General features: G+C 54.3%; 20 protein-coding genes and 1 tRNA gene. 15 read left to right on the plus strand and 6 right to left on the minus strand.

Annotated features, from left to right (window positions below):
* Together OKC28_RS09235 and orn are read right to left on the minus strand one after the other, a co-directional pair.
* A tRNA-Gly gene (locus OKC28_RS09235) sits at positions 1–76 on the minus strand.
* Between the two features lie 189 nt (positions 77–265).
* Positions 266–811, minus strand: coding sequence for an oligoribonuclease (gene orn / locus OKC28_RS09240; protein ID WP_005317921.1), 546 nt, complete (start codon positions 809–811; stop codon positions 266–268).
* A 91-nt stretch (positions 812–902) separates the two neighbouring features.
* On the opposite strand from orn, the gene rsgA reads away from it, so the two are divergent.
* The 5 genes from rsgA to OKC28_RS09265 are packed head-to-tail and all read left to right on the plus strand — an operon-like array spanning position 903 to position 3,769.
* Positions 903–1,937: a small ribosomal subunit biogenesis GTPase RsgA gene (gene rsgA, locus OKC28_RS09245; RefSeq protein ID WP_021140742.1), complete on the plus strand. Its 1,035-nt coding sequence runs from the start codon at positions 903–905 to the stop codon at positions 1,935–1,937.
* Between the two features lie 39 nt (positions 1,938–1,976).
* On the plus strand, positions 1,977–2,849 hold the full coding sequence (gene asd / locus OKC28_RS09250; protein ID WP_270688867.1) for an archaetidylserine decarboxylase: 873 nt from the start codon (positions 1,977–1,979) through the stop codon (positions 2,847–2,849).
* On the plus strand, positions 2,846–3,115 hold the full coding sequence (locus OKC28_RS09255) for a VF530 family DNA-binding protein (protein ID WP_005317929.1): 270 nt from the start codon (positions 2,846–2,848) through the stop codon (positions 3,113–3,115). The genes asd and OKC28_RS09255 overlap by 4 nt, the downstream gene beginning before the upstream one ends.
* The gene (locus OKC28_RS09260; RefSeq protein WP_005317932.1) at positions 3,105–3,368 is read left to right on the plus strand and encodes a DUF2960 domain-containing protein; all 264 of its coding nucleotides are present in this window, start codon (positions 3,105–3,107) and stop codon (positions 3,366–3,368) included. Before OKC28_RS09255 ends, OKC28_RS09260 begins: the two co-directional genes overlap by 11 nt.
* Positions 3,369–3,370: 2 nt before the next feature.
* Positions 3,371–3,769, plus strand: a complete 399-nt coding sequence (locus OKC28_RS09265; protein ID WP_005317936.1) for a hypothetical protein — start codon at positions 3,371–3,373, stop codon at positions 3,767–3,769.
* 232 nt (positions 3,770–4,001) lie between these two features.
* Here the strand turns inward: OKC28_RS09265 and OKC28_RS09270 are convergent, their stop codons facing one another.
* The gene (locus tag OKC28_RS09270; protein WP_212540722.1) at positions 4,002–4,496 is read right to left on the minus strand and encodes a hypothetical protein; all 495 of its coding nucleotides are present in this window, start codon (positions 4,494–4,496) and stop codon (positions 4,002–4,004) included.
* 171 nt (positions 4,497–4,667) lie between these two features.
* Here OKC28_RS09270 and OKC28_RS09275 point away from each other — a divergent pair, with 171 nt between their 5' ends.
* A complete protein-coding gene (locus OKC28_RS09275) occupies positions 4,668–6,641 on the plus strand; it encodes a sensor domain-containing protein (RefSeq protein ID WP_021140747.1) in 1,974 nt (657 codons plus the stop codon).
* A gap of 74 nt (positions 6,642–6,715) precedes the next feature.
* On the opposite strand, the gene rraB is transcribed toward OKC28_RS09275, so the two are convergent.
* Positions 6,716–7,063: a ribonuclease E inhibitor RraB gene (gene rraB, locus OKC28_RS09280; RefSeq protein ID WP_011898395.1), complete on the minus strand. Its 348-nt coding sequence runs from the start codon at positions 7,061–7,063 to the stop codon at positions 6,716–6,718.
* A gap of 420 nt (positions 7,064–7,483) precedes the next feature.
* On the opposite strand from rraB, the gene OKC28_RS09285 reads away from it, so the two are divergent.
* Together OKC28_RS09285 and OKC28_RS09290 are read left to right on the plus strand one after the other, a co-directional pair.
* A complete protein-coding gene (locus tag OKC28_RS09285) occupies positions 7,484–9,760 on the plus strand; it encodes an immune inhibitor A domain-containing protein (protein ID WP_270688873.1) in 2,277 nt (758 codons plus the stop codon).
* 851 nt (positions 9,761–10,611) lie between these two features.
* Positions 10,612–11,394: a type II restriction endonuclease gene (locus OKC28_RS09290; protein WP_270688875.1), complete on the plus strand. Its 783-nt coding sequence runs from the start codon at positions 10,612–10,614 to the stop codon at positions 11,392–11,394.
* A 65-nt stretch (positions 11,395–11,459) separates the two neighbouring features.
* On the opposite strand, the gene OKC28_RS09295 is transcribed toward OKC28_RS09290, so the two are convergent.
* The gene (locus OKC28_RS09295) at positions 11,460–12,596 is read right to left on the minus strand and encodes a DNA adenine methylase (protein WP_270688877.1); all 1,137 of its coding nucleotides are present in this window, start codon (positions 12,594–12,596) and stop codon (positions 11,460–11,462) included.
* A gap of 82 nt (positions 12,597–12,678) precedes the next feature.
* Between OKC28_RS09295 and OKC28_RS09300 the strand changes: the two genes are divergently transcribed.
* Positions 12,679–13,203, plus strand: coding sequence for a hypothetical protein (locus OKC28_RS09300; protein WP_270688879.1), 525 nt, complete (start codon positions 12,679–12,681; stop codon positions 13,201–13,203).
* A 307-nt stretch (positions 13,204–13,510) separates the two neighbouring features.
* Here OKC28_RS09300 and OKC28_RS09305 read toward each other — a convergent pair whose 3' ends face one another.
* A complete protein-coding gene (locus OKC28_RS09305; protein ID WP_270688881.1) occupies positions 13,511–13,894 on the minus strand; it encodes a hypothetical protein in 384 nt (127 codons plus the stop codon).
* 317 nt (positions 13,895–14,211) lie between these two features.
* Between OKC28_RS09305 and OKC28_RS09310 the strand changes: the two genes are divergently transcribed.
* The 6 genes from OKC28_RS09310 (at position 14,212) to OKC28_RS09335 (ending at position 19,200) form a co-directional block, all read left to right on the plus strand.
* On the plus strand, positions 14,212–14,760 hold the full coding sequence (locus tag OKC28_RS09310) for a hypothetical protein (RefSeq protein ID WP_270688883.1): 549 nt from the start codon (positions 14,212–14,214) through the stop codon (positions 14,758–14,760).
* Positions 14,757–15,059, plus strand: a complete 303-nt coding sequence (locus tag OKC28_RS09315; protein ID WP_029304363.1) for a YkvA family protein — start codon at positions 14,757–14,759, stop codon at positions 15,057–15,059. The genes OKC28_RS09310 and OKC28_RS09315 overlap by 4 nt, the downstream gene beginning before the upstream one ends.
* A 22-nt stretch (positions 15,060–15,081) precedes the next feature.
* Entirely contained in the window at positions 15,082–15,702 is a 621-nt protein-coding gene (locus tag OKC28_RS09320) for a hypothetical protein (protein ID WP_270688885.1), read from the plus strand.
* Positions 15,699–16,133: a DUF2787 family protein gene (locus OKC28_RS09325; protein WP_270688887.1), complete on the plus strand. Its 435-nt coding sequence runs from the start codon at positions 15,699–15,701 to the stop codon at positions 16,131–16,133. The genes OKC28_RS09320 and OKC28_RS09325 overlap by 4 nt, the downstream gene beginning before the upstream one ends.
* 647 nt (positions 16,134–16,780) lie before the next feature.
* Positions 16,781–18,022, plus strand: coding sequence for a tyrosine-type recombinase/integrase (locus tag OKC28_RS09330; protein WP_270688889.1), 1,242 nt, complete (start codon positions 16,781–16,783; stop codon positions 18,020–18,022).
* Positions 18,023–18,306: 284 nt separating this feature from the next.
* Positions 18,307–19,200, plus strand: coding sequence for a helix-turn-helix transcriptional regulator (locus OKC28_RS09335; RefSeq protein WP_270688891.1), 894 nt, complete (start codon positions 18,307–18,309; stop codon positions 19,198–19,200).
* Positions 19,201–19,277: the final 77 nt, after the last annotated feature.

Raw genomic sequence — 19,277 nt, forward strand, 5'->3', positions numbered from 1 at the left:
TGGAGCGGGAAACGAGACTCGAACTCGCGACCCCGACCTTGGCAAGGTCGTGCTCTACCAACTGAGCTATTCCCGCACACACCATAAAATGGCATCAAAACAAATCGTGCAGCATTTGGTTGCTTGCGCTACTGCACGGGAGCCGAATTATAAGAGCAGTCTTTCCAATTGCAAGGGCTTTTTCGTCTGGTTGCGCGTGTTCGCTCAAAAGCTGGCCGAACTGTCGATTTTAGCAACCAATCGATGGCAACCCCATGCCAGGCAATCAGATCTTGAAGACGTGACTACGATAGAAGCGCAGCTCGGCGATGGATTCACGAATATCGTCCAGCGCCATGTGGGAGCCACTCTTGGTGAACTGATCCAGCAGCTCGGGCTGCCAGCGACGTACCAGCTCCTTGATGGTGCTGACGTCAACGTTGCGGTAATGGAAGAAGGCTTCCAGCTCGCTCATGTGTTTGACCATGAAGCGGCGATCCTGGCCTATGCTGTTGCCGCACAGCGGGCTGGTGCGCTCCGGTACCCACTGGCGAATGAAATCGAGGGTCTCGGCCACGGCCCTGGTTTCGTCGTACTGACTCTCCTTGACCCGGGCCACCAGTCCGCTCCTGGTATGGGTGTTGACGTTCCAGTCGTCCATCTTGGCCAACTCTTCATCGCTTTGGTGGATGGCGATGACAGGCCCTTCTGCCAGCACGTTCAGATCCTTGTCGGTGACTATGGTGGCGATCTCCAGTACCACGTTCTCTTCGGGGTCCAGACCCGTCATCTCCATGTCGATCCATACTAGGTTCTGCGCGCTGACTGTCATGATTATTCTCTCTATTGGGAGGAATGGCGGAATTTTGCCAATTTGCATGTATCATACTGGCTTTGAATCTGTTCATAAACTGGCGAATCGAGTGGCAAAGAAAGCAAAACTCAATCTGGGTCAACAAAGGCGCGTCCAGGCCAACCGCGAGCGGCGGTTGCAAAAAGATCACACCACTGTCGTGGATGACACCCTGTTTGGCCCGGCCATTGAAGGAGTGGTGATCAGTCGTTTCGGTCAGCATGCTGACGTAGAAGCGACTGACGGCACCATCCACCGCAGCAACCTGCGTCGCAGCAGCATCAGCAGCCTGGTGTGCGGCGACAAGGTGGTCTGGCGGCCCGGCCTCAATACCGCGACAGCGGGCGTCATCGAGGCGGTGCATCCGCGCCACTCAGTGTTGACCCGGCCGGATTTCTACGATGGGGTCAAACCCATCGCCGCCAACATCGACCAGATCATCATCGTCTCGGCGGTGATGCCCGAGTTCTCCACCAACATTGTCGACCGCTACCTGGTCGCCGCCGAGGATGTGGAGATACAGCCACTCATAGTGCTGAACAAAGTCGACATGCTCGATGAGGCTGCCCGCATCCGTGTCGAACGACAACTCGACCCCTATCGCAAGCTTGGCTACCAGGTGATCTTGGTCAGTTGCGAGAGCGGCGAAGGCCTCGATGAGCTCAAGGCCCAGTTCGAAGGCAAGATCAGCATCTTCGTCGGCCAGTCCGGGGTGGGCAAATCGTCCCTGACCAACGCCCTGATGCCGGGGCTGGATGTGCTGACCGGCGAGATCTCCGAAAACTCGGGGCTAGGTACGCACACCACCACCACGGCGCGACTCTATCACTTCCCGAGCGGCGGCGATCTCATCGATTCCCCCGGGATCCGCGAGTTCGCACTCTGGCATCTGGAAGCCGATCGCATCACCTGGTGCTTCATCGAGTTTCGTGACTACCTGGGTGGTTGCCGATTCCGCGACTGCACCCACAAGGACGACCCAGGCTGCGCCCTGCGTGCGGCAGTCGACCGTGGCGACATCAGTGCCGATCGCTTCCACAACTATCACCGCATCCTGGAAACCATGCAGGAAGCCCGCCACGGTCGGCAACAAGCCCGGACGTGACCTATTCAACCCTCTTTCCATAAAGACCAGATCAAGATCATGAGCATCACTGACAACCTGAAAATTGCCGGTCAATACTGTTTGCCCAAGCACGCCCTCTCCCGTCTGGTGGGCAAGCTGGCTGCCGCAGAAGCGGGCAACCTCACCACTCGGGTGATAGAGGCCTTTATCAAGCAGTACGGCGTCGACATGAGCGAAGCGCTGCACGAAGATCCGGCCCACTACGCGAGCTTCAACGCCTTCTTCACCCGCGAGCTCAAGCCGGGGATCCGTCCGCTGGTCGAGGATGCCATGACCCTGGCCCTGCCGGTGGACGGCACCGTCAGCCAGCTCGGCCCCATTCATCAGGGCCGCATCATCCAGGCCAAGAGCCACGACTACAGCGCCCGCGAGCTGCTGGGTGGCTTCGAGGATCTGGTGGCGCCATTCAAGGGTGGGGACTTTGCCACCATCTATCTGGCGCCCAAGGATTACCACCGCATCCATATGCCGCTGGACGGCGTGCTGGAGAGCATGGTGTTCGTGCCGGGGGATCTCTTCTCCGTCAACCCGCTCACCGCCGAGAATGTGCCCAACCTGTTCGCTCGCAACGAACGTGTGGTCGCCACCTTTCGCACCCCCCATGGCCCCATGGCGCTGGTGCTGGTCGGCGCCACTATCGTCGCCAGTATCGAAACCATCTGGGCCGGCAATATAGCGCCGACCAAGCAGAAAGAAGTGGTGCGCTGGGATTACAGCGGTGATGAAGCCATCACACTGCAAAAAGGGGCAGAGATGGGCCTGTTCAAGCTCGGTAGCACAGTGGTCTGCCTGTTTGGCCCTGGCATGCTTGCCGGTTTTGAGCCCCATCTGGCCAATGGCGTCACCACTCGCATGGGTCAACCCTTTGCCAAGCTGGCGGCCGACGCATGAGTGACCAGCCAGGCTCCTCACAAGCAAAGAACCCGCTGCACGGGCTGACCCTGGAGGCGATCGTCACCGCCCTGGTCGAGCACTATGGCTGGGCAGAGCTCGGACAGCAGATAAACATCCGCTGCTTCACCGACGACCCCAGTATCAAGTCCAGCTTGAAGTTCTTGCGCAAGACCCCCTGGGCACGTGAGAAGGTCGAAAGCCTCTATCTCTATGTCCAGCGCAAGCAAGCCAAATTGAAGAAGGAAGGGCCAGATGGCGTTTAAGATTACCTACACCTACAAAAAGCAGACCAAAGAGCTCGGCTATGCGAACGACAAGTTTCGCAGCATCTACGATGCCATTGCCGCCGCCGAAGGGCTGGATCTCTCCAGCTTCCACGCCATGGAGGCCCAGCTGGCCCAAGTCTGCCGCCGCGACAAGAAGAGCGTGAAGGATTACCAGGAGAACTACTTCAAGGAGCTGGGTTTCTCCAACATCGTCATCGAACGGGACAATCTCGAAGACAAACAGGAGTAAGCATGCGCACTCTGACTCTGATGGCCGCCTCCCTGCTGCTGGCGGCTTGCAGTACCCCGACCCAGCATATGGTCGGCAATGATCAGGATATCCACGGCTGTCGTGCCAGCGCCGGTTATCAATGGTCAGCGCTGACCAACCAGTGCGTCCGCCTGTTTGAACAGGCGGTGAGACTGCAATCCCTCAAATCGGATGAGACCGGCAGCGCCTTCGTGCTGTTCAATGCCGACCAGAGCAAGGCCGAACTGACTCTGCCAAACGGTGAGCAGACCTTGCTGACCCGACAAGGGGATGAGGGCAACTGGTCCTGGCAGGGAGGTGCCTACCAGCTCTTCCCCTGGAAAGGCTATGTGCTCAAATCCGGCGAGCAGGCTCTCTTTCACGGTGACAGCGCCCTCTAGTCGCCAGCCAGTCGTGCTGACGCTCCGAACGCCCCCGGCCCCTGCCGGGGGCGTTTTTCTTTATGTCTGGCGGCAACACAGGGGCACCCGGGTGTCAGAACCTGAAATGCGCTGACGGCGGCATATACCCTCTATTCAGGGCACGCTGGCCACCCAAAAACAAACACCCCGCTGCAAGCAAGGGGGTGTTTGATGCTGGCCACCATACAAGCAGGCGGCTGACAGAGGCGGATTAGTTGCCCAGAGTGGCAAACAGACTCTGTTCCAGGCGCCCCTGGGAGACACAGACAGGCGTGATGGAAGGGGCTGCGACACGCTCACCGGACGACTCAACGAAGTAGAGCTGGGTATTGCCCTTGACGTTGACGGTCGCCACGCTGTTGTTGCCGCTCTGGGTGATGATCAGATTGATCTGCAGATTGGGGTTGCCCAGCGCCACTTTGGAACCCATGGTGCCGCAATCCAGCCACTCCAGACCATCGGCGGCGTTTTCGACGTTGGCCGTCATCAGACCTGAACCACGCTGGCTGTTCTCGATGTTGAGACCATGATCGGCAAACCACTTCTCGGCGCGCGCCCACACCAGATCCACCGGGATCTGCATCTCCTGGGTGTTGTTGGTCGCCTTGGCAACCGGCGGGTTATAGCGGTACTGCTCACCACCATTGTTGTCGCTGGCACACCCGACCATCAGCAGGGCCAGGGCGATCCCCAATATCTTTTTCATGCTGCTTCTCTCATCCATATTATTCGGCCATCGGCCAACCGGCGGCTATTATGGCGTTGACGACACAGACTGTCAGCAGAGATCGGCAGAAATGCATCCTCGTTAACCCAAGCTTTACAAAACCCGTCTGCTATCATAGATTTGCTCGAAATTACCCCCGTGAGTGCCTGCGTGAATTCCTTGCTCACCCTGACGCTGTTACAGCAGATCATCGATCAGTTGCCCATGAATATCTTCTGTCGGGATACGGACGGGCGCTACCTGTTTGCCAACCGCACGTTTGTGGAGCAGGCCGGTCTGCAGCAAACAGAAGAGCTCATCGGCAAGACGGACATAGAGATGCCATGGGGCAACATCTTTCGGGAAGAGGATGATCGCCTGCTGGCAGAGGGCAATCCTCTGCTCTATCAGCAGCTGCACTGCAACAGTGGCGACAGCACCCGTTGGATGGAGATCCACAAGATCCCCCTCTATGACGAGCAGGGCAAGCCGGTGGCGCTGTTTGGTATGGTCAACGAGATTGGCCAGCGCAAGGAGCTGGAGCAGACCTTTCGCCAGCAGCAACTGCTGCAGCGCCGGCTGCTTGACGCCATTCCGGATCCCATCCGGCTGGAAGACCATCAGGGACTGCTCATCGACTGCAACCAGGCCTTTCTCGACTTCATGGGCATGGCGGCGAGCGAGGCGCTCGGCCAGCGTGTCGCACACAGACTCTCCACCGAGCTGCCCATGGGGCGGGGCGAATACTGCCTGGTGGATGCCAACGGTCAGGGCCGCCACCTGGAGATAACCCGGGTCGATGTGCCGGACGACGAGGGCAACTCCCTCGGCATCCTGACCTTGAGCCGTGACATCACCGGACTGCGGACCACCCAGGCCCAGTTGCAGCAGGAGCAGCACTACGACAGCCTGACCGGCCTGCTCAAACTCTCCCATTTTCTGCAGACCAGTCGCCACCTCGGGGCCCGCAAGGCCAGCCTGCTGCTGGTCGACCTGCAACACTTTCGCGAGATCAATGACCGCTTCGGCATCCGGGTCGCCGATCGCCTGCTGAGCCAGGTGGCTCGTCGTCTGCAACAGCTGGCGCCGCCCCAGTCACTGGTGTGCCGGGTCGCCGCCGACGACTTCGCCATGCTGCTGCCCGAGCTGAGTGAACCGCTGGCGGACTGGAGTCGCCGCCTGCAAAAGGAGCTGATGGTGCCCTACCAGATCGAAGAACACAGGATCCAGATCCCTGTGTTCCTCGGCATTGCCCACGGCAGGGCCAACGACGCCGAACGGCTGTTGAGCCATGCCGAGGCCGCACTGGCCCAGGGCAAGCGTCAGCAGCAGCACTGTACCCTGTTCGATCCCGAGCTAGATGCCAAACTCAAACGCCGTCAGTTGATCGCGGCCCAGCTGCCGTTGGCCATCAAGTCGGGGCAGCTCACCGCCGTCTATCAGCCCATCATCAGCACCCGCAACAACCAGTTGCACGGGGCTGAACTGCTCTGCCGCTGGCCCCACCCCGAACTCGGCATGATCTCGCCAGATGAATTCATCCCGCTGGCAGAGGAGCTGGGGCTCATCGGCCAGCTCGGTCAGCGCATGCTGGAACAAGGCTGTGCCCAACTGGCTCGCTGGCAGGGTGCGGCGCCGGATCTGGTGCTCTCAATCAATCTGTCACCGCTGCAATTTCGTGACCCCGACCTCTGCCCGCAGATCTTCGCCTGCATAGAGCGTCACGGGCTCGCCCCCTGGCAACTGGAGCTGGAGATCACCGAAGGGGTGCTGATGGAGAACGCCGACGAGATTGAGAGCAACCTCGCCAATCTGATTGAGGCGGGTTTCCAGCTCGCCATCGATGACTTCGGCACAGGTTACTGCTCGCTCGCCTACCTGCCACGGCTGCAGGTGGCTACCCTCAAGCTGGACCGCAGCTTCACCCAGGGGCTGGCCACCAACCAGGCCACCACCGCCATAGTGCGCTCCGTCATCGGCTTGGGCCACGAGCTTGGGATCAGGATCACCGCCGAAGGGGTTGAAACCCCCGAGCAGCAAGCCTGGCTGGTACAAGCCGGTTGCGATCGGCTGCAAGGCTACCTGTTCAGCCGCCCGCTGCCACCCGACGAGTTTGCCCGCAACTATCAGTTGCCCGGCAGCTGACCGCAGACAAAACAAAGGCCACTCGAAAGTGGCCTTTGTTTTGTCCGGCACAGCGCCGACACCCGCTGTCGTTCTTACTCCTGGAAGTAAGTGCCCCAGCCGTCGTAATCCACGCCGTACTTTTTGAGGATCGGCAACATTTTCTCGATGTCGGCCACTATGGTCTCTATGTCCAGCTTGCGCTCTATGGTGGCATCGAAACAGAAGATGGGGGCGCCGTCATCCAGCTCCATCTCTTCCGCGTCAGTCACTTCAAAACCGGCCTTGAACAGGTCGACGGCCGCTTTCTCCAGCTGATCGAAATCCTGACAGGCGAAGTGGTGCTCAATGTCATATTCCAGATCCGGGTTGCTGCCATCGGCCAGCAACTCGTTGACGATGGCGGTGGTCTCTGCACGCCACTCTTGCATATCAAGACTCATATTAACCCCAGCTACTACTTTGTTAGTGTCACATGCCGTCGGCAATCGGGTGCCTGCTTCGGCTCACATTCACCCGGAGCGGCATAGTTGCGGCAAAGCATACCCGCAGAGTGCATCCGGCTCAATGCGCAAGCCAAGATAACGGCTCGCCTGGGGCCACCCCAAATGGGGTGCCATCATAAAAGGTTAATAAAGTGTAATCTGCTGCTTCTCGTGAAATGTCCCATACGGAACTTCACATCTGGATTGACGATACGCACAACCCCATCGAAAAGCACTGTGAAATCAGCACCATCCACCAGTTTTCACTCAGTGACAAGGGTCACTCAAGGGGTGTATCAAGGGACGCGGGCGCAACAGGGCCCGTACGGAAAGAGGAGCCAGCAAGGCTCCCTTTTATCATGTGAAGGAGCACATAGAATGCCTAAAAAAACAATAATGAGCCTGATCATCGGCTCAACCCTTATGATTGGAAACCACGCCATGGCCGCCCCGGTACATAGCCCGTTCGATGCCCCCCTGGCCGACGAGGTGAAGGTGCTGGATATGCTGAAGAAAAGCGGCCGCATCCCCACCCTGGCCTCCCCCGAGATGGAGCAGGCCGCCCTCGCCCGTTTTTATCGCGAAAAGTCGCGAGCCTACCAAGGCCACAGCGGCACCCTGGCGGTGAAAGAGGGCAAGATGCGGGAGACCATCCTCAAGAAGATCCGCCTGAACGGCACGGCCCGTCCCGGCGACCGGGTGCCCACCCTGCTGCTCAAGTCCATCGAGAAGGAGCACTACAACGGCAAGATACGCAAGGACAAGATCCTCGCCATCCTGGTGGACTTTCCCGACTACCCGAAGAACAGCGTCACCCCGGATCTCACCAAGATGTACTACCCGGACTACACACCCGAGCACTACAACGACCTGCTGTTCTCCGGTAAGGGCTACAAGGGCCCGAACGGTGAAACCTTCATCTCCATGCGCCAGTTCTACGAGCAGCAATCCGGCAAGAGCTACAGCGTGCGCGGTCAGGTGGCGGGCTGGTATACCGCCGACAAGAATGCCGCCTACTACGGCGCCAATGCCACCCCCAACACCATTCGGGACCTGGTGAAGGAGGCGTTGATCCAGGTGGCCAATGACCCCTCCATCGATCTGGCCCAGTTTGACCAGGAGGATCGTTACGATCTCAACGGCAACGGCAACCGGAACGAGCCGGACGGTCTCATCGACCACCTGATGATCTTCCACTCCAGCGTGGGGGAAGAGGCCGGTGGTGGCGATCTTGGCGAGGATGCCATCTGGGCCCATCGCTGGAACCTGGGTGCCCCCTTCCCCATCCCCGGCACCAGCAGCCCGAACGGCAACTTCGGCGGCCAGTTTGCCGCCTACGACTACACCATCCAGCCCATCGATGCGGCGGCCGGGGTCTGTGCCCATGAATATGGCCACGATCTGGGACTGCCGGACGAGTACGACACCAAGTACACAGGCAAGGGTGAACCTGTGGCCACCTGGTCCATCATGTCATCCGGCTCCTGGGCCGGCGTGATAGGCGGCACAGAGCCGACCGGTTTCTCCGCCTGGGCCAAGGAGTTCCTGCAGGCCTCCCTCGGCGGCAACTGGTTGCACGGCAGCAATGTGCAGCTCGCCGACCTCAGCCCCCGCGGCAACGTCTACATGCTGGATCAAGCCAACGACAAGGGCCGCAACGACGACGTGGTACGCATCAATCTGCCCGCCAAGCAGATCCCGCTCAATCCGCCTTATGCCGGCCAATACGAATACCACGGTGGCAAGGCCAACAACCTCGACAACCGCATGAACCTCACCCTGGACTTGACCGGCAAGCAGAGCGCCAGTCTGGCGTTCAAGGCCTGGTACCAGATTGAAGAGGGGTTTGACTATGGGCGGGTGCTGGTCAATGGCCAGCCCATCCCCGGCAACCTGACCACCAGCGACGATCCGAACGGGATCGGCTTTGGCGTCGGCATCACGGGCAACTCCAATGGCTGGACCGATGCCGAATTTGACTTGAGCCCCTGGGCCGGTCAGAAGATAACCCTCACCCTGCAATACCTGAGCGATGGCGGCGTGGCCGAGAACGGCCTGTTCGTGGACGAGATCCTGATCCTGGCCGACGGGGATACGCTGGTGAGCGACGGGGCCGAAGGCAACTCAGCTTTCACCCTGGCCGGGTTTGTGAAGAGCAACGGCAACGAGGCCAAGGATCACTACTATCTGGCCGAGTGGCGCAACCATGCGGGGGTCGACAAGGGGCTGGCCCACATCAATGTGTCTGACCAGCTGATGCGCTACGAGCCGGGCATGTTGCTCTGGTACGTGGACAACAGCCAGGACAACAACTGGGTAGGCGTCCACCCGGGTGAGGGCTTCCTCGGCGTCGTTGATGCAGACCAACGCACGCTGAAGTGGAGTGACGGCGCCGTCGCCGGCACCCGCTACCAAATCCACGATGCCACCTTCAGCCTGGGCTTCCAGCAACCACTCAACCTCAAGCACCCGAGCGGCTCCCTGCTGCGCGATTTCTGGGTCACCCCGAACCGGGTGTTCAAGGATTCCCGCAGCTACCAGAGCAAGGAGATCCCGGATGCGGGTCGCCTGCTGCCCGAGCATGGTCTCAAGATCAGCGTCACGGGTCAGGCCCGCGACATGAGCACGGGGCGGATCATCGTCAGCCGTCACTGAGTCATCCAATGCACCCAGGGGGCTCAGGCCCCCTTTTTCATTGCCCACAACGAAAAAACAGCACAACAAGGCAGAATTGAGGGTAAAAACCGCTGACAGGAGGGGAAATTGCTCGGTTATCGAGCGAACGGTACCTCAATCTGCCCCCTGTGGTTGACACATCTGCGTATAAAGGGTTTAATGCGCGCCGTTGCCCAGATAGCTCAGTCGGTAGAGCAGGGGATTGAAAATCCTCATGACACTTTCCATACCACAGCTCTGGACAGCACACTCCACAAGGCTTCGCTTCAAATGCGAGGCCTTTTTGTTATGCGTCTCTGGTCAATCTCTGGCAAGGTTGTTCACCGAGATCGGGATTCATAATCCCCGGACCTCTGCTTCGCTGCTTCATCTGACAACAGATAGCAAAGTACGCCCCCTTCTCTGTAATGACCTCCACCGCCTACGAACAACACGTTCCCTTCCTGCCAACTCTTGTATGATACCGATTGTGTCGTGAGCTAAGTTCTCGTTATATTCGGCTCATATGCGACGTTGTTTTGGGTAGAACAGGATGCGGGACGGCGGCGAGAACGGCCTTTTGCAGGGTATCAGCGCCAGCTAGTATCAGAAGGTGGCCAAGGTCAGCAAAGCCACCGTGACGCGCCATCTGACCGATTTGTCAGATAAAGGCTGCCTTGAAAAAATGCCTGGAGGCGGTAGAAATACCCGTTATCAGATCAAGATTACACGGTAATCCCCACATTATTTTTTTGGGAGGGATTACCCATGGTGCATCTACTGAGTTGAATCCGCCTTGATATCTCGCCCCAAAAGCCTCATCTTAGTCCTTTATCCTATGAGGTACTACGATGCCCCGATTGCTTGATATTGATACTTTTCGCACAGAGTTTCGCTTGTTGACGAATAACTTCACTTGGGAAATTCAGGGTTTTATAGACCAAAATAATAATGTTCTCCCGATCGATTCAGATACGAAAGTAATCAGTACTGTGTTTGAAAGATTTGCGAGTCCAGCTCTCCGCACATTGGCTGAAAGGTATGGTTATATTGTCGAAACGGCTAATCAAACTACTTATCCCGACTTTACTCTTAGCAAGCTAGAGAATGGGAGGCTAATCCATAGAATAGCTTTAGATGTAAAATCTACTTATATTGAGCCTCATCCAACTAAGCATGGTTTTTATAAAAAAACAAAGATGACACTCGGTAGTTATAATTCTTTTATAAGAAATAACACAAAGAATATCCTTTACCCTTACGATACATATAATGATCAATGGGTATTGGGGTTTGTTTATCTAAGAAACGAGCCTTTCCCTGAATATGATATGGCTAATATGCCTCAGCGAGGTGAAATTTACTGTCCATACTCGGTTCAGTCTATATTTATCCGCGAAAAAGTTGATATAACTGGTATTCGTGCAGGTAGTGGAAATACTAAAAATATTGGCTCCATTGAGATTGATGATCCACACGGGTTTGAAACTTCAAATGGTCCATTTACTCAGTTTCATCGTAAAAAAGAAGCTTGCGATATATATTGGGGGAATTATGAAACAGCTCAGTCAGAAGTTCATGATGCTGAATCGTTGAGGGCCTACATTAGTAGAGTTTTATGGCTTGGTGATTGATGGTCATTTAGTCATTAAGGTCCTGTTAATTTATGCCAAAATAAATAACAGGACCTTTATCGCTATTACAGCGGTTTTGATATTATAAACAGTTCTTCATTAGTACTTGTTTTGCTTAACGCATATTTATATTCACCTGCGGTATGAATTTCAGTTTTTCTCCCTTTTTTCGACATTACTAATGCAGCCTCGTCTGGAGTAGGCAAGCCGTCGCTGCGATAGCTAAAAACAATTGTTGCATTTGGCCATTTATCGCAGATAGCTGACAATTCAGCTAAGGCCGAATCTTTTTTTAGCCACGCACTTGGCTTTTTAACTATAGGTTTGTGTGGGTATTTTTCATCCCCCTTTTTAAATAGAGAATAGTCGCATAGCCCCTCAAGGAAATGATAGAAATTGCTGTAATCAACGGGAGCCCCCTTTCCATTTATATATGGGGGGTCTAAGTATATAAGATCAAAGTCATTAGCAAACTTATCTAGTTCTGAGGAGTTAAATCCTGAAATGGAAAAGTTATTTGCAGTTTGTTTTTTAATTGAGCATTTTTTTAGTTCGTTAATACACTTTATCGCATGTTCAATTATAGGTGTCTCCCACGTTTTCTTGTTACCAAATGAGCGTTCCACTTCCTTTGTCCTCATCTCTAAGTTGGCTCGATGAAAAAGATTGTATGGTCTTTTTTTCATCAATGCTTGGCCTACAGCGTATATGTAAATGGATTTGGAAAAAGAATCATGAAAATGAATGTTTTGACAAAAACGGTCTATTTCATCGTTCTCTGAATCAGTAAAGTATATATTGGTATAATTTTTTGAAACTAATCTTTCACCTGATATAGGAGCGCTATAAAGCAAGTGATTTAAATCATTTTTTACATTCAAGGTATTAAGTTTATCTATATCAAAAGACAAAAAAACTCTAGCTGTATTTTGATTGTATAATAAAAAATCATTTGCGCTTGTGTTTTTATCTAGAGCTCTGAGTAACAGAGATACAACCCCAGATCCGCTGAACATATCAAGGGCCTTGGTGTAGTTAATAGAACTTAAAGCTTTTGCGAGCTCAGGGAGTATTTTTCTTTTTGAACCTTGGTATCTTGTTGTGGGTATGTGTGGCAATTCAATTGAATTGACCTGACGATGAATAATATTATCACCACCAATGCAAGAAGTCTGGATGGTAACGTGTTTATTATCTATCATTTTTTCCCTAGTAGTTTAGTTGCTTAAAGTGGTATGATTATAATTAAATCTTTGCGTGAAAGATATACCGGATGATATCTACATGAAAAATCTACATTTTTTGCTTAGGTATAGTGACAAATTAGTAGAGCGAGATACTATCGCTGAGCATCAAGCTGTTATCGTTCAAAATGGCCATGTCTGGATGGGGAAATTTGGTGTCGGTGTGCATCAACGTTTCGTAGAAATTGCTAAAAAACAGATTAACAATGGTTATCCTTGTTTACTATACCTCATGCATGGCTCTGAAATTACATCAAAAGCTAATATAGTTGATTTGGTTTCTGCTAGTTCCAGTAAGGGGGAAATTTCTTCTCGTGAGCCTAAATTAACACCTGAATATTATCGTACTAAAAGATGTTCAATTTGGTTTAAGCTGTCAAATATAGAAAAGGTTGAAGTTGATGAGCTAAACAACCTGTGGTTGTTTAATAATCCATCCTCTCATCCTAGTTCTGCAGGAATGAGAGGGTTGATATACCTAACTTATGATGATCAGCCGAAAGAAGTCACGTTAATAAAGGATGAATGTAAATCCAGTATTTATACCGGAGGTTTATTTGATTAGGCGTTTTAGCGTGACGGCGTAGTGGGCTATTAGATTGGTGGTTTGAGACTGTACATGGACTGTTAATCCGCAGGTCGCTGGTTCGAACCCAGCAGGAGGAGCCAATTCAAAAGCCCAGCTTGTTGAACAGCGCGCAAAAATGACTAGGTTTTCGGGGTTTTCAGCGTCCAATTTTGACCACCCCAGAGTGTATGCAACCATCCGTTCTTTGGATCGGAGAACCCCGCTCACCACAACTTCAACTAGCTCCATTCAAGCCACATTGATTTGGTCAACGCCCCTAGCCACCTAAGGCTAGGGGAATCCATTATCTTAGTTGTGGACCAATCTCAGCCAGTCGTTTCTTGGCCTTCACGCACTGGAACAAACGGCGGCAGGTTCGTAACTCTTCAGGATACCGCTGCGGGTAGCTCCTGATGGCAGGGATTAGCTCCGGGATTATGCGCACAATCAGCCTTCCCAACTGTACCTTATCTTTGCGCGTTGCTCGCCGCTGTTTGAGTTTGTATGCGTAGAATTGGTTTCCAATAATGACATCATCCAACTCAGCACCAAATATAGATCTCAATGCACGATTAATCCTCTCCTCAAATGAATTCAAATCTAACTTTTCACGATGATCACGACTTACGAGTTCATTGACCTGATAAGCGTTTGTTTTATTGATAAGCAGGCTTAATAAATTAATCATATTTATCTCCTTTCAAGATACGAGTAGTGGTTCCCCATACCTGATCAACAATATATTCATTCACCTATCAACGCAGTACTCATGTTGTCATCGTCAGTTATAATCTACGACTCCAGTTCAAGAATGTAAATAGGCTTTCTCAATTATTGATTCTCACCCATTTATTCTCGCGCGCGCGAGAATAACTCCATGTGAAATATATGTGATTAATATTTAAAAATATACCAACTGCCGAATCATCTATCAATTTAAACATATATAAATCCTTTGATATCCAATAGCCATTTCGGCTATTAAAATTCAAAGGAGAGATATCCATGTCTGAACTTTCATTATTCGATGCCATTGGCGAAGGCAAAAACGCGACTCAGGATTATCTGGATACCCTGTCGCAGGCACTACTGCGCCATCATCAACTGGTCAAAGCTATCCGCATCCACGGTCGTTATGTACCGGAATCGTTGCCAATGCCCGGTCTGCCGGTACTGGTTGCCATCTTCAGTCACACCAACATCTACACCTTGCACCAACTGCCCTCGACTCAGATAGGGCAGTTGGTGCTGTCGATTGCCCGCTTCTCCGGTCAGGCCACCCATGACCTGGACAACGGCATCTTTGAAGAGGTCTGGGACATGGGTGACAGCAGCTTCACCACGGACAGCGCTGAGCAGGCCGTCTACTGGTTGCCGTTACCGGAACGCTGGATTGCTCTGGAGGGCACACTAGTGGCGCTGCACGATAAAGACCATCCGGTGTTCAAGTTGCTCAACGTCACCGCCCGGAATTCTGGTCCGGTCCTGGATATCTGCGATGGCGTGGTCAGTCTGGCGCTAGAGTCAGAGTGGGATGGGGAGTGGGCCGCATGACCGAGATCAACCGTTCCTCGCTACTCGCCAAGCTCAAACACATCAAGGGCATGAAGCTGCTGGTTGAGCAGGCCGTCTTGCTCTACCTGTTGATGGCCGACGAGCAGACGCCTGTGTGGGTCAAGACCATCGTGGTCAGCGCACTCGCCTATTTGCTCTGTCCGGTCGATGCAGTACCGGACTTTATCCCCGGCGTGGGGCTCACCGATGACCTGGGGGTCATCAGCGGTGCCATTGCCTCGTTAGGCAGTCATATCCATCAAGGTCATCGCAGCAAAGCGGCTGACTTCTTCAAGTAATCCCTTCAGAAGGAATTTCATCATGGCTAAAGCCACACAACCGGCAGCGTCGGCTGCTCCGGTCTGGACTGTTATTAAATCCGCTAAGGCCCCGAAGATCAGCGCACGGGCCAGTGGTTTGCTGCACTACGAGGTGGGCAAGAACGATGAAGGTCGCTACGCGCTTCGCATTACCGCCAACGACACGGGCGGCCTGTTCAGCAAGCACTGGTTATCGCTCGATGACATCTTGGCACTGCTGGATATCCTCAAGGATGCGCCATTCAAATCGGTGGCACTCAGGGCGCTGTTTGTTCGAGGCAGTGCCAATAACCACGGTTTCCTCGCCGCCATCCTGCGATCTGAAAAGTTATTGGTCGCCGCCGAGCCCAACTCGCCGTTCCACCGGATCGGCCTATCCCTCAGCGACTGGTCTACTCAGCTGGGTGAACCGGCCAATATGGATAAACAGGCTCGCAAGGGAAAAGCCAAGGAGCAGAAGGGCCAAGATGACACGACCGATGAGAAAACCATCGAGGAAGGCAATGAGCCCCCGTTTTTGGAAACAGCCAACGACCAGGCCGGTTTGTCAGACAAGATGGATGAGACAGGGGGTGAAGTTGAAACCGCAGACCCGGCGGCCAGTGAGGAGACCCAGCCATGAGCAACCGTGACATAGCACTGAACTGGCAGGGGCTCCCTCTGCCGGTTTCACCCCGGTTCGCCGTATGTCTGACCGACCTGCTGAACACGCACCATCCCACATGGCACCAAGCCCGTGCTGTCACGATGAACTTTCGTGATCCGGGTTATGGCCCGGAAACCGGCGGCTTTCATCCGGTGGAGATCCGTCTGCAACGCCGAGGAAATCTATGGTCCTTGGTCTATATGACGGACTTTTCCTATGTCGGCATGGGTGACTATGCCGAATTGGCTAAGGAGGTCGATTTTGACTTCTCAAGCCAGGAAGGGCTGATTGCCTATGCGCATGTGGTGCCGTTGTCTGAGTTGGGTGAGTTCTATGAATTATGGGAGGGAAATTTCCTCACCTACCTGTCGCTGGGTGTCTACGCGATCAGGGTAGCCACTGAATGATCCCTCCCTGTTAATGCGCAAATTTCACGGGTTCACGGGGTTGGCGTCGAATTACTCAGTCTCTATAAGTGAAAAACCTGCCCCGTTTCCTCCCGTTCGTGCGGGGCGGGCACGGGGCTCGCCGTGAATGCACGGGGCAACCCGCCCCATGCATTAACTCACCCATTACTCCCGCAAATGTCGCGGGGTTACGGGGTTGAGATGGAAAAGCCCAATCACTCAAAGGGAAATACCAGCCCCGTTTCCCCCCGCTCACACGGGGCGGGCACGGGGCTCGCCGTGAATGTGCGGGGCAACCCGACCTCTTTATTAATTCCCCCATTATTCCCGCACATTTCGCGGGTTCACGGGGTTGAGATGGAAAAGCCCAATCACTCAAAGGGAAAAACCAGCCCCGTTTCCCTCCGTTTGGGCGGGGCGGGCACGGGGCTCGGTGGGATTTTTACGGGATCGGACCGGGTAGCGACCGGGGCGGCCATCTGCTCACTTACCTTTCCCGCGTTGTCATCGTGCCGGGCCAGTCAGGCCAAGGCGCGATGAGCAACGGCCACTTCAACCGCCAAGCTAGAGACGGGGATTAAACCTCCTTTCCACTGTGAAGGGGGCCTATGCCGTGTCTAACCAGCTCACATGTTGAGGAGCGAACCATGAACGAAACACCTACCCGATTTAAATTCACCAATCGGCGGATTGCCGATCTGCCCCCTAACCCCGATGACGCTCGCAGTACCGAAGCTGAGTATTCCGATATCGAAGTGACCGGTCTGCGCTGTCTGGTTGGCAAAGGGGAGGGGCGTCGCAAGTTCCTGCTGCGTTATCAAATACATGGCCGCAAGCGGGCCATTGCCCTCGGGCACTATCCAACGTTGGATGTCAGCGTGGCTCGCAAGCTGGCGCTCGACTACAAACGCAAGATCGCCGAAGGCGTTGACCCACAGCAGGCCAAGGAGGACAAGCGCAACCAGAAGACCCTGAGCAATTTGTTTCAGGAGGACTATCTCCCCTATCTGCAATCGCGAAATCGCAGTTGGAAGACGGATGAACATCGCTTCCGTAATCACCTACGGCCAATCTTCGGCAATCTGATCCCGGAAGAGATCACCGTTACCCGCATCCAGAGCATGCAACAGATGTTGCTCAAGCGCCTCACCCCGGCCACCTGCAATCGCGTCTTGGCATTGCTCAAGGCCATCATGACCTGGGCGGCCCGTGCTGGGCTTATCAAAGATAATCCCGCAGCCCTGGTGTCGTTGCTGCGAGAGAACAATCGGCGCGAACGCTACTTCACTCCAGATGAAATCCGCCGCCTGTTCCGGGCTGCCGATCAGCATGAGAGTTTCTATACCGGTCAGTACGTCAAGATGTTGCTGCTCACCGGCTTGCGCCGGGCCGAGCTGGCAAGGGCCAAATGGCAGCACTACAACAAGGAGGACAAGACCCTATACATTCCCCACACCAAGAACGGCCATAGCCGTGTGTTGCACCTGAACCATATGGCGGTGGAGCTGTTGAACTACTTACCGGTGACACAGGGAAATCCCTATCTGTTTCCTGGCAAGCGGCAAGGGCAGCCATTGCAGAATCCCACCAAGGGTTTTCAGCGGATGTTGGCGCGGGCCGGTATAGATAAGGAGGGGGTTTGCTTGCACACCTGCCGTCATTCGGTCGCGGCGCTGATTGTCTCCAACGGCGGCACCCTGTTTGACGTGCAATCCCAGTTAGGACACCGGAGCAGTCAGACATCACTGCGTTATGCTCACCTGCATAACACTCGGATGCAGCAGACCAGCCAGAAAATAGCCAACTGCATCCATGATGCCCTGACCAGCTCTGTACCATCCAAGCCGCTGCCGCTTCCCGAAGAGGGAGAGTGGGTTCAGGCCAGCTAGGTATGTCGGTATCTCATCCAGTGGTGAGATACCGATATCGCTGTTTAGCCGCCCAATGATCCGTTTTCAGCGACCGTCCCGACAAACCGCTACACAAAACCTGTCGTGGCTTATGAGCCTTCTCAACCGCTTCTCGCCGGTTGATAACAAAACCCCTCACCTGATGACAAAAGCCCATCGCCGATGATGGGGTTTGCGAGAAACTGCCTGCAATCCAATTCGTCACGCCGTGTCGCGGCCTGTTTGGATAATCGACGACACGGTTATTCCCCTTCTGTGATGGTATGCACGAACACGACAAGATTGCTCAGCGCCTCGGTATGCTCCTCACCCGCCTGTACAGCGGTGAGAAGCTGCACCTGAGTGATCTGGCCACCGAGTACAACGTCACCGTGCGCACCCTACAGCGGGATTTCAATCAACGCCTCAGTTATCTACCGATAGAGCACCGCAGCCAGCAATACTGGCTGGATCCTGGGTTCCTCAATCACAAGAACGACGGAAAGGTGCGAAAGCTGGCCGAACAGCTTGGCATCACCGACCTGTTCCCCCGCGCCAGTGAACATCGTCTGGGTCAGCTGCTGGACAGAGGCAACCCCAGTCTCTTCGCCATCAAGGGGTTCGATGGTCAATCAGCTGACTCACTCATTCACCTGATACCGGTATTAGAGCAGGCACTGACCCAGCATCTGCAATGCTGGCTCATCACCAAAGACCAGCGCAAGCAACTGTTTAGCCCCTATCAGCTCGTCAACTATAAAGGCACCTGGCACTTGGTCGGCGTCAGCGAGGGAAGGTTGCAAGCCTATCCGTTGAGCTCCATCGCACTGGTTGAGCTATCGCAACAGACCTTTACCCGTGATGCGCTCATTGCGCGACAAATCGATACCGATCCGACGCTCTGGCGCTCCGGCATGATCGAGGTGCTACTCAAGGCCAGTGCCTCCATCGCCATCAACTTTCAGCATCGCCTGTTGCTGCCCGAGCAGGAGATTGTCAAAACCCTGGATGACGGTGCACTGTTATTGAGCAGTCACGTACTCGATGCCAATCAAATTCTGCCTGTCATCAAATCCTGGATACCGGAACTTACCGTGATCTCGCCCGGCTTTATCCATGAGCAGATCGTCAGTGATTTACGCCATTTATTGACCCTGATGAGTCAGGCTCCACCCTGATTCATTTGTGACAAAGATCCCAGTTTATACATCTGGCGACAGCGCCTGACATGCCACGACACCACCTGTCGCCGCTG

Source organism: Aeromonas sp. D3 (assembly GCF_027705025.1).
Lineage (GTDB): Bacteria > Pseudomonadota > Gammaproteobacteria > Enterobacterales > Aeromonadaceae > Aeromonas > Aeromonas salmonicida.

Coding starts and splice junctions, on each gene's coding strand:
- OKC28_RS09330 (WP_270688889.1), top strand. CDS start 16,781: ATGAACGAAACACCTACCCGATTTAAATTCACCAATCGGCGGATTGCC.
- OKC28_RS09260 (WP_005317932.1), top strand. CDS start 3,105: ATGGCGTTTAAGATTACCTACACCTACAAAAAGCAGACCAAAGAGCTC.
- OKC28_RS09300 (WP_270688879.1), top strand. CDS start 12,679: ATGAAAAATCTACATTTTTTGCTTAGGTATAGTGACAAATTAGTAGAG.
- OKC28_RS09320 (WP_270688885.1), top strand. CDS start 15,082: ATGGCTAAAGCCACACAACCGGCAGCGTCGGCTGCTCCGGTCTGGACT.
- OKC28_RS09270 (WP_212540722.1), bottom strand. CDS start 4,496: ATGAAAAAGATATTGGGGATCGCCCTGGCCCTGCTGATGGTCGGGTGT.
- OKC28_RS09335 (WP_270688891.1), top strand. CDS start 18,307: ATGCACGAACACGACAAGATTGCTCAGCGCCTCGGTATGCTCCTCACC.
- asd (WP_270688867.1), top strand. CDS start 1,977: ATGAGCATCACTGACAACCTGAAAATTGCCGGTCAATACTGTTTGCCC.
- OKC28_RS09290 (WP_270688875.1), top strand. CDS start 10,612: ATGCCCCGATTGCTTGATATTGATACTTTTCGCACAGAGTTTCGCTTG.
- OKC28_RS09305 (WP_270688881.1), bottom strand. CDS start 13,894: ATGATTAATTTATTAAGCCTGCTTATCAATAAAACAAACGCTTATCAG.
- OKC28_RS09315 (WP_029304363.1), top strand. CDS start 14,757: ATGACCGAGATCAACCGTTCCTCGCTACTCGCCAAGCTCAAACACATC.
- OKC28_RS09265 (WP_005317936.1), top strand. CDS start 3,371: ATGCGCACTCTGACTCTGATGGCCGCCTCCCTGCTGCTGGCGGCTTGC.
- rraB (WP_011898395.1), bottom strand. CDS start 7,063: ATGAGTCTTGATATGCAAGAGTGGCGTGCAGAGACCACCGCCATCGTC.
- orn (WP_005317921.1), bottom strand. CDS start 811: ATGACAGTCAGCGCGCAGAACCTAGTATGGATCGACATGGAGATGACG.
- OKC28_RS09310 (WP_270688883.1), top strand. CDS start 14,212: ATGTCTGAACTTTCATTATTCGATGCCATTGGCGAAGGCAAAAACGCG.
- OKC28_RS09255 (WP_005317929.1), top strand. CDS start 2,846: ATGAGTGACCAGCCAGGCTCCTCACAAGCAAAGAACCCGCTGCACGGG.
- OKC28_RS09325 (WP_270688887.1), top strand. CDS start 15,699: ATGAGCAACCGTGACATAGCACTGAACTGGCAGGGGCTCCCTCTGCCG.
- OKC28_RS09285 (WP_270688873.1), top strand. CDS start 7,484: ATGCCTAAAAAAACAATAATGAGCCTGATCATCGGCTCAACCCTTATG.
- OKC28_RS09295 (WP_270688877.1), bottom strand. CDS start 12,596: ATGATAGATAATAAACACGTTACCATCCAGACTTCTTGCATTGGTGGT.